Below are 14,756 nucleotides of genomic sequence, written 5' to 3' on the forward strand. Positions count from 1 at the left end.
CGCCTGAGCGTTCCTCATTGGGGCGGAGCCCCCGGGCGCGGGATCCTAGGCGCCCATGGCGGGATCGCTGATCCCGTGCGCGCCGGTCTCCATCCGGCCGGCCGCCCTACGGGTGACGCCCTGCGCCGCGACGCTGACGTCGTACCAGTCGCCCGCGTCGGCCACCGACCATCGGCGCGTCGAACGGCCTCTGGCGGGGACTCGCACCTCGCCGCCCGCCTCGCCATAGGCATTGTGACGGATCACGGCCGCCTGAGCCTCGGTCGAACCGTTGCGGATCTCCAGCTCCACCTCGCGCGCCTGCGGGCGGTAGCGGACCTCGATCTCCAGCGCGCCGCCCGCCTCGCCCTGCACGTCGCGCCGGAAGCCGTTGTGACTGAAGACGGCCAAGTCATACCGCCCGCCGTCGCCCGCCGTCGTCCAGACGTCGGAGATCGCCTTGCCGGCCTCGACGGTGTAGCGCCGGGGGATGCGATCCAGGTGCAGCCGGTCGTAGACGTGGAACACCGCGCCCGCCTTGCCGCCGTTGCGGAACTCGAGCCGCACCTCGCCCGCCACCACCTCCGCCTTCACGTTCAGCACGTAGGGCAAGGCGCGCGATGGCCGCACGCCGGTCTCCGCATGTACCGGCTGGGGCTGCTCAGGCGGCATGATCCGCGGCCGCTGGATGTGTTGCAGCACCACCGCCGAGGCGCCGCTGACGTCCGGCAGGTCCGGGAAGGCCGGATCGTTCGGCCTGGCGAAGTCGAACGCCGAGGTGAGATCGCCGCAGACCGCGCGATGCCACGGGCTGATCCCCGGCACCGTGACCCCGAACCGCGTCTCCAGGAACTGGCCCACGGACGTGTGGTCGAAGGTCTCTGAACTGACCCAGCCGCCCTTGCTCCAGGGCGAGACCACGTACATGGGCACCCGCGGGCCGAGGCCGAACGGCCGGACGAGGCCGCTCTGGGTGTCGCGCGCGTCGATGTGCTTGCGCTGGGGGTCCGAGAAGTAGTGCCCGCGCAGATCGAGGGTCGACTTGCCCGCGAGCCGCCCTTCGGCGTCGTAGGACGGCGGCGCCGGCGGCGGCAGGTGGTCGAACTGGCCGTCGTTCTCGTCGAAGGTGAGGAAGAACACGGTCTTGCCCCAGACCTCCGGATTGGCGGTCAGGGCCTCCAGGACCTGGGCGGTGAACTCCGCGCCCTGCAGCGGGGTCGAGGCCCCAGGGTGCTCGGAGAAGGGCGCCGAGGGAAGCACCCAGCTCACAGCCGGCAGCGTCCCCTCCTGGACGTCGCGCGCGAGTTGCTCCAGCGACCAGTGGCGCATGCCCTTCTCGTAGAGGGCCGAGCCCGGCTTGCAGGTTCGGAAGCTCTCGAACGCCAGGCCGCCGTGCATGGCGCCGGTCCAGTTGTTGTTGGGGTCCTGGTAGATGCGCCAGGACACACCCGCCTTCTCCAGGACGTCCGGGATGGTGTCCCACTTCAGGCTGTTGCCCGCATAGGTGTAGCCGGGTTCGGGCAGCGCGCCCTTGACCCAGCAGCGCCAGTTGTCGGGCTCGGCATGGTCGTCGGTGCAGTCGACGCCTTTGGCGCGCAGCTCCGGGTCCGAACTCGAGCCCGACCAGAAGACGATGCGGTTGGGGTCCGTCCCGGCCGTCACCGAGCAGTGGTAGGCGTCGCAGATCGTGAACGCCTCGGCCAGGGCGAACTGGAACGGGATGTCCTCGCGGCGGTAGTAGCCCATGGAATACGCCGTCTTGAACCGCGGCCACTCCTCGATCTTGCCTTGCCCCCAGGCGGCCTGAGCGTCGGCGTAGGAGTGGGGCGTGCCCGGCACGCGCAGGGCGTCGGTCTTGCTGGTGTCCAGGTGGAAGGGCGGCAGCTCGCGCTTGCCGTCGGACTGCCGCCAGACGTCGCGCCCGCCCGGAAGCGGAATGGGATGCCGGTCGCCGAAGCCGCGCACCCCGCGCAGGGTCCCGAAGTAGTGGTCGAAGGAGCGGTTCTCCTGCATCAGGATCACCACGTGCTTCACGTCCTGGATCGTGCCGGACACTTGCTGCGCCGGCTGGGCCAGCGCCCGCTGGATCGCCACCGGCATGGCCGCGATCGCCGCCCCGCCTGCCGCCGCGCCCGTCGCCAACCTGAGGAATGTCCGCCGGTTCGTCTCGCCCATCACTGGCCCCTATCGCTTGATCTGGAGGGCAAGGTGACGTCTGGGCGTGACGCCCGCGTGTGGCGTCCGTGACGAGCTAGTGAATATTCTTCATTCCACCAGCAACATCATGGTGAGGTTGTCGCGACCGTTAGAAATAGGCCCTGCGCAGCCGGGCCGAGACCTGATCGATCAGGAAGACCGCCGCGAACATGGCCACCAGGATCGTGCCGACATGATGGTAGTTATACATGTCGAACCGGCCCTTCAGCTCCTGGCCGATGCCCCCTGCCCCCACGAGGCCGACGACCGTGGCCATCCGGAAGTTCCGGTCTAGGACATACAGGGTGTAGCCGATGTATTGCGGCAGCACCTGCGGCAGGATCGCGAAGCGCAGCACCTTCAAACGGTTCGCGCCCGTGGCCGCTAGGGCTTCCTGCGGTTTGGGGTCCGCGGCCTCGACGTCCTCGGCGTAGAACTTGCCGAGGAAACCTGCGCCGTGGAGCGCCAGGGCGAGCACGCCCGCCACCGGACCAAAGCCATAGGCGACCACCAGGAACAGCGCGCTGACCAGCTCGGGCACCGCGCGAAGCAGGCTCACAACGGCCCGCGCCGCGCCATAGACCCAGACGTGCGGGGTCAGGTTTCGGGCTGACAGGAAGGCCAGGGGCGCGCTCATCAGGACCGCCAGCAGCGTGCCCCAGAACGCGATCATCAGGGTCTCCCAAAGCTTGACGCCGACCCGGACGAGGTAGCCCACCGGCTCGACCAGGTACTCCGTGCGCTCCACCACCGTGCGCATCTGAAACGTCTCGGGATCCAGGCGCTCGGTGCGCGCATCGACGACCTCGATGCGAGAGAAGAGCGGCAGGCGACCCCGGTCGAAGCCCTCGATCCGCGACACCTCGCGGCGCTCGGAGATCTGCAGGGGTATCATCTGGCGGCCGATGGCGCCGAGGCCGTCCACGACCTGGGACTTGCCGCCGGTGGCCAACGCGGCGATCGCCTCGCCCGTCATCCGCAGCATCCGGCCCGCCTCGACGCTTGGGGCGGACGCCAGGAGCGCCACGACCAGCAGCCCCCAGCCGATGAGGACGCGGGGACGCAGGGCGCGTGGAAAGCGCCAGGCCGACACCGGCGCGGCCGCGGGGTCGCGTGCAAGGCTCATCGCACCGCCTCCGTCGCGGAGCCATAGATCGCCAGCGCCGCAGCGTCGTCGAACGCGGCGGCCGGACCATCGAACATCAGGCGGCCGGCGCGTAGGGCCACGATCCGGTCGGCGAAACGTCTCGCGAGATCCACCTGGTGCAGGCTGCACAGGACGCTCGCGCCCCGCGCCTGCGCCTCGCGGCGCATCAGGTCCAGCACCTCCACGCTCACCCGCGGATCCAGACTGGCGACTGGCTCGTCGGCGAGCAGGACCTCGGGATCCAGCATCAGGGCGCGGGCGATGCCGACCCGCTGGCGCTGCCCGCCGGACAGTTCCGACACCCGCCGAGTCGGGTGTTCGGGTGAAAGGCCCACCTCCGCCAGCAGCGTGCAGGCCTTGGCCCGATAGGCTGCCGGATAGAGGCCCAGCAGCGCGCGCCAGGTCGCGATCTCGGCGATCGCGCCGGCGATCATGTTCTCCGCGACGCTCGCGCGGTCCACGAGGCCGTAGTGTTGGTGGACCATGCCCACCTTGCGGCGGATCTGCGGGAGATGGGCCGCGTCCACAGGCGTTCCATCGACACGCACGGTCCCGCCGGTCAACTCGGTCAGGCCATTCACGGCGCGCAGCAAGGTCGACTTCCCGCTGCCCGATGGACCCACAAGCGCGCAGACCTGGCCGCGCGGGATGTGGAAGGTGACCTCGTCCAGGGCCAGGGTCCCGTCGGCGAACCGCTTGGAGACGCCTTCGAAGGCGATGTGCGGCTCGGCGCTCATCGGGCGGCCGCCTTCTTCAGGATCGCGGCCTTCAGCGGGTCGTCGACGCGCGCCAGCATGGCGGCGGCGGCGGCGTAGTTCCGCTCCGAGAACGCGGTGTCATAGCCGTCGACGCGCTTGCCGCCATAGCCGCGGATCATGTCGGGGGTGACGCCAGGCGCCTTGGCGACCGTCGCGAAGGCCCGCTTCAGCCGCGCCTTCATCGTGGGCGGCAGACGGGTGCTCATGCCCAGCGGTGGATTGGGGATCGGCGCGCTGCGGGCCACGACGCTCACCTCGCGCCCGGACACCACGCCCTGGTTCACCGCCTTTTCGAACGAGTCGAACGACAGCGCCGCAGCGTCCGCCTGTCCCTGCATCAGGGCCGCCAGGCTGTTGGCGTGACTGCCCGTCAGGCGCACGGCGCCAAGGTCGCGGACAGGGTCGATGCGGGCGTCCAGCAGCATCGCCATCGGCGCGATGAACGAGGAGGCGGAGTTGAGGTCGCCAAAGGCCACCCGCCGCCCCTTGAGGTCGGAGAGCCGGCGCACCGGGCCCTTCGTCCTGGCGAACAGGCCCGCGTAGTAGGTCGAGCGGCCGTTCTCCACCGAGACCGCGAGCAGCTCGGCGCACCCCCGCCGGCGCGCCTGGACGTAGGCGACCGGCCCGAAGAAGGCGACATCCGCGCCGCCGTTGCACATCGTCTCGACCACGGCGTTGTAGGACTGTCCCACCCGCAGCGTGAAGTGCAGCCCGGACGTGCGGGTGATGGCGTTGAACACCGGCTGGAAGTCGGCGCGCGTGCCGTCCTCGGTGCCGCCGTCCGCCGGAATGAGCACCACCCGCAGCGGATTTTGCGGCGAACCGAGCGGCGCGGCGCTCCAGGCCGCTGTCGGGATCAGGAGCGCGAGGCAGAGCATCAGCAGGCGCAGCACGAGGGGTCCTCCGGTACGCCGAAGGCATTGCCCCATCCTGATGACAGGCCAAAGACAGTCTCACCCGCAAAATGACGACGACTGAGAATTTCTCAGTTCGACGCCGACGGCCCTACCCGTCCGGCTCGTCGGCGATGAAGCGATACCCCACGCCCGGCTCGGTCAGGATCAGCTTGGGCGCTGACGGATCGGGTTCGATCTTCTGCCGAAGCTGGCCGATGAACACCCGCAGGTATTGGGTGTCCTCCACGTGGGCGGGGCCCCAGACAGAGAGAAGCAACTCGCGGTGCTGCATCACCTTGCCGGCGTTCTGGGCGAGCCTTGCCAGCAGGTCGTACTCCTTCGGCGAGAGATGTAGCGCCTCGCCGCCCCGGGTGACGAGCCGCCTGGGGAAGTCGATCGTCAGGCCGGATGCCCGGATGATCGGTGGCGGCGGCTTGGCCGAATGCGAGCGCTGGCGAAGCGCCGCGCGCAGCCGCGCCAGGAGTTCGCCCACCCCGAACGGCTTCTCCACATAGTCGTTGGCGCCCAGGTCCAGCGCCTCGATCTTCTCCGTCTCACGGTCGCGCGCCGAGAGGATGATGATCGGCTCGGCGTAGAACTCGCGCGCCCGGGTGAGCACCGACTTGCCGTCCATGTCCGGCAGGCCCAGGTCGAGCACCACGGCGGCCGGCGCAGCGCGGGCGATCTCGCGCAGGCCCTCGGCGCCCGTCTCGGCCCGCAGGGGCTCGAATCCCGCGGCCTGCAGGGCCGCCCTCAGGAACCGGTGGATCTGCGGCTCGTCGTCGATGACCAGGATCTCGGGATAGAGGCTCATGCGGGGGTTCCAGGCGCGGGAGGCGCCTTGGGCAGGCTGATAAGCACCCGGGTCCCGCGGTCGCCATGAATTGGGCTGGCCGCAGCGATCCGCCCCCCCATCGCCTCGATGAACCCCTTGGAGATGGAGAGCCCTAAGCCCACCCCCTTGCCCCGCTCCGCCCGGTCGCTGGGCTCCTGCATCCGATGGAACGTCTCGAACACCCGCGCCAACTCGGCGGTGGGGATGCCCTTACCCTCGTCCTCGATGCTGATCACCACGTTGTTGCGGTCCTCGTAGGCGGCGAGTTCGACCACCGTTCCGTCGGGGCTGTAGGCGATCGCGTTCTCCAGGATGTTGACCACCGCCTGCTCGAGGAGCGCGGGATCCAGCCGGACAAGCGCCAGCTCCGATGGAAAGTCGCGGTCGATCCGGCGCTTCCCGAGCCGCCGCGAGACCCGTTCCGCGGCGGCCACCAGAACGTCGCGGACATCCACCCAGTCGTTGCGGACATTCAGGCCGCCGCCTTCCAGGCGGGTCATGTCCAGCAGGTTGCCGACGTAGCGGTTGAGCCGCTCGGCTTCCTCGCGGATCGACACCAGGAGATCGTCGCGGACCTCCTTCGTGATCGACGGGCCGTAGTCGATCAGCGTCGTCGCCGAGCCCAGCACCGTCGACAGCGGCGTGCGCAGGTCGTGGCTGACCGAGTTCAGCAGGGCCGAGCGGAGCTGATCGGTGCGGCGCAGCGCCTCGGCGCCCGCAGCCACGGCGGCGAACTCCGCCCGCTCGAGCGCGACCGCACCCTGGTCCAGCAAGGCGCCGACGAACCGTTCGCCGTCCTCGGTGGCGATGGCCGACGGATCGACACCGACGACGCCGGACCGCGCCTTCACGCCCTGCAGCGGGCGGAAGGTCCACGCCGCCATCGGCATGGTTCCTGTGCCGGCGCCCGTCGCCTCGCCCTTCTCCCAGCACCAGCGGGCGGCGGCCATGTCGCCCGGCGGCAGAGCGCTCAGCGCAGGCTCCGACGCCATGATCTTGATATCCCCGTCCGAAGGTCCGAGCACCACCGCCTTGACACCCGTGGCGGCTGCCAGTTGCTCAGCCAGCGCCTTGGCGGCGTCCTCCGCATCGGCTGCGCCGGAGAGCCGGCGCGTTGCAGCGAGAACCGCCGCGATAGCGGACGCCCGGCGCGAGGTCGCCCGCGCCTGATCCCGGACCCGGCCGGTCAGCCAGCCGGTCGTGAGCGCCACGGCAAAGAACACGGCGAAGGTCAGCACGTCGGCCGGGTTGCCGATGAGCATCGTGAGCCGAGGCTCGAGGAAGAAGAAGTTGTAGAAGACGGCCGAGGCGGCCGCGGCGGCGACGGCGGGCCACAGCCCGAACGCGATCCCCGAGACCAGCACGCTCAGCATGAAGACCATGGCGAGGTTGGCGCTCTCCACGTAGCGGTCCAGCAGCCAGGCGACGGCGGCCGCCAGGGCCACGCTGGCGAGCGCGCCGGCGTGGCCGCGCCAGGCGAGCGTCCGCAGCGACGGCCGAGGCCGCGCCTCGGGCGCCGGCGTTTCCGACGACTCGGTGATCACGTGCAGGGCGGCGCCGCCCGCCTCCTCCAGCAACGCCCCGATGAGGTCGCGCCGCAGGCGGAACCCGCGGCGCTGGCGCCGTCCGACCACGATCTGGGTCACGTTGTTGCGGCCGGCGAACTCGAGGACGGCGGCCACCAGGTCATCGCCCGTCAACGTCACGGTGGCGCCGCCGAGCTGCGTCGCCAGCTTCATGGCGTCGCGCAGGCGCTGGGCCGCGGCCGGGCTGGGCGGGGATGCATTGGGCCGTTCCACGTGCGCCACGGTCCACGGCGCGTCCATCATCATGTCCGACAGGCGGCGGCCCGCGCGGACCAGGGCGCCCGCCATCGCATCGGGCCCGACGAGCACCAGGATCCGCTCGCCCGCGGCCCAGGGTCCCTCGACGCCCGCCCGCTTCATGGCGCCGATGAGCTGGTCGTCCACCGCCTGGGCGGCGCGGCGCAGGGCCAGTTCCCGAAGGGCGGTCAGGTTCTCGACCTTGAAGAACCGGTCGGCCGCCACCCGCGCGGTCTCACCCATGTAGACCTTGCCCTCGGCCATGCGCTCGCGCAGCTCGGACGGGGTGATGTCGATGAGCTCGATCTCGTCCGCGCGGCTGAGGGCGGAGTCGGGGACCGTCTCCCGCTGGCGCACGCCGGTGATCTTCCAGACCACCTCGAGCAGGCTTTCCAGGTGCTGGACGTTCAGTGTCGTCCAGACGTCGATCCCGGCCGCCAGCAGCTCCTCGACGTCCTGCCAACGCTTGGGATGGCGCGAGCCGGGCGCATTCGAATGGGCGTACTCATCGACCAGCAGCAGCTCCGGCTTGCGGGCCAGGGCCGCGTCGATGTCGAACTCCATCAGCGTCCGGCCGCGGTACTCGATCGGCCGGCGCGGCAGCACGTCCAGCCCCCGCAGCAGGGATTGCGTCTCCTTGCGGCCGTGGGTTTCGACGACACCGACCACGACGTCGCCGCCCTCCGCCTTGCGGCGTCGGGCGGCGCGCAGCATCTCGTAGGTCTTGCCGACCCCGGGCGACATGCCGAGGAAGACCTTCAGGCGGCCTTGTCCGGGTCGGGCGGCCGCCAGCAGGGCGTCCGGATCGGGCCTGCGGGGCTCTTCCAGGTTCATTGGGGCGGAGGTTGCCTCGCGGGGTAGGCGGCGTCGAGCGCCAGGTTGGTCTCGAGGACATTCACCCGCGGCTGGCCCAGCACCCCGAAGGTGCGAGCCTCGACGTGGCGGCCGATCAGCGCCCGAACCTGCCCTACGGGCGCGCCGCGGGCTGCCGCAATCCGGGCGGCCTGCATCTCGGCATTGGCCGGCGAAATGTGCGGGTCCAGCCCGGAGGCGGAGGCCGTGACGGCGTCCGCGGGTATCGCGCCGGCGCCGGCCTCGGTCCTCAGCGCCGTCGCGCTGTCCTTGATCCGCTTCGCCAGGTCTTCGTTGAGCGGACCGAGGTTCGACCCCGACGAAGCCGAGGCGTCATAGCCATCGCTGCCGGCCGCCGAGGGCCGTCCGTGGAGGTATTGCGGCCCCGCGAAGGTCTGGCCGATGAGCTCGGAACCCACGACCCGGCCGTCGAGACGGATGAGGCTGCCGTTGGCCTGGTGGGGGAAGATCCCCTGGGCCAGGCCGGTGATCGCCAGCGGATAGGCGAGACCCAACAGGACCGTGAACAGTCCGAGGGACGCCAGCGCCGGCCGAACGAGTGCGAACATGGATGGCTCCTAGCGGATCAGTTTGGCGCCGCCGACGCTGCGGAACTGGCGACGGCGATCAGGATGAGGAGGAGGATCAGGCCGCCGCTGACGACGGCCGCCCGGATCAGTTGCGTGTCCATCAGGCCAATCCCACGGCCGAGATCATCAGATCGATGACCTTGATCCCCACGAAGGGGGCGATGAGCCCGCCGAGGCCGTAGATCAAAAGGTTGCGCGACAGGAGCCGCGAGGCGCCGATGGCCTGGTAGCGCACGCCCCGCAAGGCGAGCGGGATCAGGAGCACGATGATCAGGGCGTTGAAGATCACCGCCGAGAGGATCGCGCTTTGCGGGCTCGCCAGGCCCATGATGTTGAGCGCACCCAGCGCCGGCAGAGAGGCGGCGAACATCGCCGGGATGATGGCGAAGTACTTGGCCACGTCGTTGGCGATCGAGAAGGTGGTCAGCGCCCCGCGGGTGATCAGCATCTGTTTGCCGACCTCCACGATCTCGATGACCTTGGTGGGATCGCTGTCCAGGTCGACCATGTTGCCGGCTTCGCGGGCCGCCTGGGCCCCGGTCTGCATGGCGACGCCCACGTCCGACTGGGCCAGCGCCGGCGCGTCGTTGGCGCCGTCGCCGCACATGGCGACCAGCCGGCCCTTGGCCTGTTCGGCGCGGATGAGCCGCAGCTTGTCCTCGGGCGTCGCCTCGGCAAGGAAGTCGTCGACGCCGGATTCCGAGGCGATGGCAGCCGCGGTCACCGGATTATCGCCGGTGATCATAACCGTGCGCAGGCCCATGCGGCGCAAGTCCGCGAACCGCTCCTTCACGCCCGGCTTGACCACGTCCTTGAGGTGGATGACGCCCACCAGCACGTTGTCCTCACTCACGGCCAGCGGCGTGCCGCCCGACCGCGCGATCCTGTCCACGGCCGCGGACACGTCGGTCGGCACGTCGGACGGGAGGAGACCGATCGATTTCAGCACGGCGTCGACCGCGCCCTTGCGCCAGGCCTTGCCGCCCGCGTTGAGGCCGGACTGGCGCGTCGTGGCCGAGAGGGGGATGATCTCGGCGCCCGCCGGCGCCTCGGCCACCAGGCCCTGGTTTCGCGCCAGCTCGACGATCGAGCGGCCTTCCGGCGTCTCATCCCCCAGCGAGGCCATCAACGCGGCCTGCAAGGCCCGTTCGGGCCGCACGTCCGGCGCCGGGACTACCTCGGTGGCCATGCGGTTGCCGAAGGTGATGGTGCCGGTCTTGTCGAGCAGCAGGGTGTCGACGTCGCCGGCCGCCTCCACCGCGCGGCCCGAAGTGGCCAGGACGTTGACCTTCAGCAGCCGGTCCATGCCGGCGATGCCCACGGCTGACAGCAGTCCGCCGATCGTGGTCGGGATCAGGGTGATGAACAGCGCGCCCAGCACGAGCGGGGACAGCGCGATCCCCGAATACTTGCCGAGGCCCAGCAGGGTCACGACGGCGATCAGGAACACCAGGGTCAGGCCCGCGAGGAGCACGGCGAGCGCGACCTCGTTGGGCGTCTTGCGCCGGTCGGCGCCTTCGACCATGGCGATCATCCGGTCGAGGAAGGTGTTCCCCGGTTCAGAGGTGATCCGCACCTTGATCCAGTCGGAGACGACGGTCGTGCCGCCGGTCACGGCCGAGCGGTCGCCGCCGCTCTCGCGGATCACCGGCGCGGACTCGCCGGTGATGGCGGCCTCGTTGACCGACGCCACGCCTTCGACGATCTCGCCGTCGGCCGGGATCACGTCGCCGGCCTCGACCAGAACGACTTGGCCGGCGCCGAGTTCGTGGGCGGGCGTGGGCGCCACCGTGCCGGTGCGCTCGTCCACGATCAGCTTCGCCTTCGTGGTGACCCGCATGGCGCGCAGGCTGTCCGCAGCGGCCTTGCCGCGGCCCTCGGCGATACTCTCCGCGAAGTTCGCGAACAGCACCGTGGCCCAGAGCCAGAGCGCCAGTTGCAGGGCGAAGCTCCAATCGCTGCCGCGGGCGATCTCCATCGCCGCCGAGGCTGTGGCCAGCACGGCCACCAGCCAGGTCGCGAAGATCACCGGATTGCCGGTCAGCTCGCGCGGATCGAGCTTCGCGAAGGAATCGCGCGTGGCGCGGGCGAGGATCGCCGGATTGAGGCTCGTGGCCAGGGTCGAGGCCTTGCGGCGGTTCTCGCCGAGCGGAAGATGGGCGGAGGTCATGACAGGAGTCCTGAGGCTCAGCGCGCCGCGGCCAGGGCGGCGGGAAGCTGGAAGTGTTCGACGATCGGACCCAGCGCGAGCGCGGGGAAGAACTGCAGGCCGCCGAGGATGAGGATCACGCCGATCAGGAGGCCGACGAACTGCGCGCTGTCGGTCGGCAGGGTCCCGGCGGTCGGCTGGAGCTTGGGCTTGGCGGCGAGCGAACCGGCGATGGCGAGCACGGCGACGATGCCCGGGAAGCGTCCCAGCAGCATGGCCAGGCCCAGGGTGGTGTTCCACCAGGGCGCGTTGGCGGTCAGGCCCGCGAAGGCCGAGCCGTTGTTCGCCGTGCCGGAGGTGTAGGCGTAGAGGATCTCGGAGAGCCCGTGCGGGCCCTTGTTGAGCAGACCCTTCAGCGCCTCGGGCGACACCGCCGCAATCGCTGCGAAGCCCAGCATCGAGAGCGGCAGCACGAGGACCAGAAGCATGGCGAACTTGATCTCGCGCGCCTCGACCTTCTTGCCCAGGTACTCCGGCGTCCGACCGACCATGAGGCCGGCGACGAACACCGCCAGAAGGGCCATGACCACCATCGAGGCCAGGCCGGTGCCGATGCCGCCGGGCAGGATCTCACCCAGCTGCATGAAGAACATCTGCACCGCCCCGCCCAGGGGCATGTAGCTGGCGTGCATGGAGTTGACCGAGCCGTTGGAGGCGCCGGTGGTCATGGCGGCCCAGGCGGCGGACGCGGGCGCGCCGAAGCGAACCTCCTTGCCCTCCATGTTGACGCTGGCGTCGACGCCGGCGGCGACCAGGGCCGGGGCCGGTTGGGTCTCGGTCCAGTAGAGCGCCGCGGCGCCGGCCGACAGGATGATGGCGGCGGCGGCGACCAGAGCGCGAATTTCCTTCTTCGCCAGCGCCGAGTGGCCGAAGGCGAAGAAGGCGGCCCATCCCAGCACATTGATCGACACCGCCGCGATGAAGTTCGCCAGCGGGTTCGGTCCCTCGAACGGGTGCGAAGAGTTCACGTTGAAGATGCCGCCGCCGTTGATGCCCAGTTGCTTGATCGCGAGCTGGCTAGCCGTGGCGTAGAGCGAGATCTTCTGCTCCCCGCCTTCCAACGTCCTGGCCATGACGGAGGCGTCCAGGGTCTGGGGCACGCCCAGCGCCAGGAACACGATGGCCACAACCACGGACAGCGGCAGCAGCACCCAGAGCGTCGTGCGCGTCAGGTCGGCCCAGAAATTGCCGAGGCCCTCGGCGCGGTTGGCGATGAAGGCGCGCGCCAGGGCCGCGGCGACGGCCGCGCCGGTGGCGGCGGACAGGAAGTTCTGCACCGTCAGCACCAGCATCTGGCTCAGCGTCGACATGGTGGTCTCGCCGCCATAGGACTGCCAGTTGGTGTTGGTCACGAAGCTGACGGCCGTGTTGAAGGCCAGGTGTTCGGACAGCGGCCCGAAGCCCTGCGGATTCAGGGGGAGCACGCCCTGCAGGCGCAGGACGGCGTACACCAGGAGGAAGCCCGCGACGTTGAACGCCAGCAGGGCCGCGGCATAGCCGAACAAGCCCTGGCTCTTGTTCGGGTCGACCCCACAGACGCCGTAGAACGCCTTCTCCAGGGGACGCAGGATCGGGTCGAGCCAGGTCCGCTCGCCGTTCCAGACGCGCGACATGTAGACGCCGATCGGCCAGCCGAGGCCGAGGGCCAGTCCGAGCGTAAGGGCGATTTCCGCCCAGCCTTGCCAATTCATGGAATGGGTCCGTCAGAGCGGGCGGTCAGAAGCGATCTGGCCGCAGGAGGGCGGCCACCATGTAGCCGCCGATGACGAGCGCGCCCGCGCCCCAGATGAGCATCTCGAGCATCACAGCCGCCTCAGCGCCGCTGCGAACGCCCCGAACAGCGCAAAGACCCCGAGGCCCAGCGCGATGTAGACGATGTCGAGCAATGGCTCGCTCCCGCTTCAGGTCGAATTTGAGCCTGGGGAGGTAGCAAGCCGGGGCGTAAAGGCTCCATTCGGAAGGCCCCACCCGCGCATAAGGAAGCCGTAAAGATCGCGGGCCTGGGGACCTTCAGGCGGGAAGGCCGGCCAATCGCGCGAGCGCCGCGACATCGAACGCGCGCTCGAGCTCGGCGGCGATCTCGTCCAGCGCCGTATCCACGGCGACGGCGTGGTCGCCGGTCCGGGCCGCGGCGCCCAGGCCGGCGAGGACCACCGCGCGAGCGCTTGGGTCGGCGAACAGGCCATGGACGTAGCATCCGGAAATCCGGCCGTCGGGCGAGACCGCGCCGTCGGGTGCGCCGTCGGCCAAGGCCAGCATGGGCCTCGCCAGTCCCTCGCCGCGCGTGCGGCCGATGTGCATCTCGTAGCCGCGGAACGCGCCGCCGCCCTGGAGCTGGCCGGAGACGGGGCGCAGTACCTTGTCGCCAGCCAGCACGGTCTCGATGTCCAGGAGGCCCAGGCCCGCCGCCGATCCCGGCGGCCCCTCGACGCCCTCAGGGTCCGCGATGCGGGCGCCCAGCATCTGGTAGCCGCCGCAGATCCCCATGACGCGCCCGCCCCGGCGCACATGGCCGGCCAGGTCGACGTCCCAGCCCTGGCCGCGCAGGAAGGCCAGGTCGGCAAGCGTCGCCTTGGTCCCCGGCAGGATCACGAGGTCGGCGTCGCCCGGCAGAGGCTGTCCGGGCGGGATGAAGCACAGGTCCACGTCGGGCTCTGCGCGAAGCGGGTCGAAGTCGTCGAAGTTGGCGATCCGGGACAGCATCGGGACGACGATCTTCACCCGCCGTGTGCCCCCGTCCCCCGGACGCTGCAGCACCACGGCGTCTTCCGCCGGCAGGCGCGCGGCGGCGGCCAGCCAGGGCGCCATGCCCAGGTCCCGCCAGCCGGTTCTGGCGGCGATCTCGGCGCGACCTTCGTCGAACAGGGCGGGATCACCCCGGAACTTGTTGATCAGGAAGCCGTGGATGCGGTCGCGGTCGGGGCCATCCAGCACCGCGTGGGCGCCGACCAGGCTCGCGATCACGTGCCCGCGGTCGATGTCGCCCACCAGCACCACCGGAACGTCGGCTGCGTGGGCGAAGCCCATGTTGGCGATGTCGCCCGCCCGCAGGTTGGTCTCGGCCGGGCTGCCAGCGCCCTCGACCAGGACGAGGTCGGCCTCTGTCTGGAGCCGCCGGAAGCTCTCCACGACCGTCGGCAGCAGGCTGGCCTTGCGATCCTGGTAGGCCCGCGCCTGCCAGGTCCCTTGGACCTTTCCGCGGACCACGAGTTGGGCGCCGACGTCGGACTGCGGCTTCAGCAGCACCGGGTTCATGTGGACGCTGGGGGGCACGCGGCACGCCAGCGCCTGAAGCGCCTGGGCCCGGCCGATCTCGCCGCCTTCCGCCGTCACGGCGGCGTTGTTCGACATGTTCTGGGGCTTGAACGGGCGCACGCGATGGCCGCGGTTGGCGAACAGCCGGCAGAGGCCGGCCACCAGGACCGACTTGCCCACGTCCGAGCCGCAGCCCTGCAGCATCAGGGCGGCCAT

The 14,756-nt window shown here is 70.4% G+C and carries 11 protein-coding genes; all 11 read right to left on the reverse strand.

Going from position 1 to position 14,756, the window contains the following annotated elements; genetic code table 11:
- Positions 1–45: 45 nt before the first annotated feature.
- Positions 46–2,154 (reverse strand): phosphocholine-specific phospholipase C, encoded by a 2,109-nt coding sequence (locus tag A2790_RS01700; protein ID WP_293386978.1) that lies wholly within the window; start codon positions 2,152–2,154, stop codon positions 46–48.
- A 130-nt stretch (positions 2,155–2,284) separates the two neighbouring features.
- The gene (gene phnE, locus A2790_RS01705) at positions 2,285–3,301 is read right to left on the reverse strand and encodes a phosphonate ABC transporter, permease protein PhnE (RefSeq protein ID WP_293386979.1); all 1,017 of its coding nucleotides are present in this window, start codon (positions 3,299–3,301) and stop codon (positions 2,285–2,287) included.
- A complete protein-coding gene (locus A2790_RS01710; protein WP_293386980.1) occupies positions 3,298–4,059 on the reverse strand; it encodes a phosphonate ABC transporter ATP-binding protein in 762 nt (253 codons plus the stop codon). Before A2790_RS01710 ends, phnE begins: the two co-directional genes overlap by 4 nt.
- The gene (locus A2790_RS01715; RefSeq protein WP_293386981.1) at positions 4,056–4,973 is read right to left on the reverse strand and encodes a phosphate/phosphite/phosphonate ABC transporter substrate-binding protein; all 918 of its coding nucleotides are present in this window, start codon (positions 4,971–4,973) and stop codon (positions 4,056–4,058) included. The genes A2790_RS01710 and A2790_RS01715 overlap by 4 nt, the downstream gene beginning before the upstream one ends.
- A gap of 112 nt (positions 4,974–5,085) precedes the next feature.
- Positions 5,086–5,790 carry a winged helix-turn-helix domain-containing protein gene (locus A2790_RS01720; RefSeq protein WP_293386982.1) on the reverse strand — a complete coding sequence of 235 codons (705 nt, stop codon included), beginning with the start codon at positions 5,788–5,790 and terminating at the stop codon, positions 5,086–5,088.
- A complete protein-coding gene (locus tag A2790_RS01725) occupies positions 5,787–8,468 on the reverse strand; it encodes a sensor histidine kinase KdpD (protein ID WP_293386983.1) in 2,682 nt (893 codons plus the stop codon). The genes A2790_RS01720 and A2790_RS01725 overlap by 4 nt, the downstream gene beginning before the upstream one ends.
- Positions 8,465–9,055, reverse strand: a complete 591-nt coding sequence (gene kdpC, locus A2790_RS01730) for a potassium-transporting ATPase subunit KdpC (RefSeq protein ID WP_293386984.1) — start codon at positions 9,053–9,055, stop codon at positions 8,465–8,467. The genes A2790_RS01725 and kdpC overlap by 4 nt, the downstream gene beginning before the upstream one ends.
- A gap of 121 nt (positions 9,056–9,176) precedes the next feature.
- A complete protein-coding gene (gene kdpB / locus A2790_RS01735; RefSeq protein WP_293386985.1) occupies positions 9,177–11,246 on the reverse strand; it encodes a potassium-transporting ATPase subunit KdpB in 2,070 nt (689 codons plus the stop codon).
- A gap of 17 nt (positions 11,247–11,263) precedes the next feature.
- On the reverse strand, positions 11,264–12,976 hold the full coding sequence (gene kdpA, locus A2790_RS01740; RefSeq protein WP_293386986.1) for a potassium-transporting ATPase subunit KdpA: 1,713 nt from the start codon (positions 12,974–12,976) through the stop codon (positions 11,264–11,266).
- A 25-nt stretch (positions 12,977–13,001) separates the two neighbouring features.
- Positions 13,002–13,091: a potassium-transporting ATPase subunit F gene (locus A2790_RS24375; protein WP_363080212.1), complete on the reverse strand. Its 90-nt coding sequence runs from the start codon at positions 13,089–13,091 to the stop codon at positions 13,002–13,004.
- A 204-nt stretch (positions 13,092–13,295) separates the two neighbouring features.
- Positions 13,296–14,756, reverse strand: coding sequence for a cobyric acid synthase (locus A2790_RS01745; RefSeq protein WP_293386987.1), 1,461 nt, complete (start codon positions 14,754–14,756; stop codon positions 13,296–13,298).

The organism is Phenylobacterium sp. RIFCSPHIGHO2_01_FULL_69_31, from assembly GCF_001824475.1.
Lineage (GTDB): Bacteria > Pseudomonadota > Alphaproteobacteria > Caulobacterales > Caulobacteraceae > Phenylobacterium.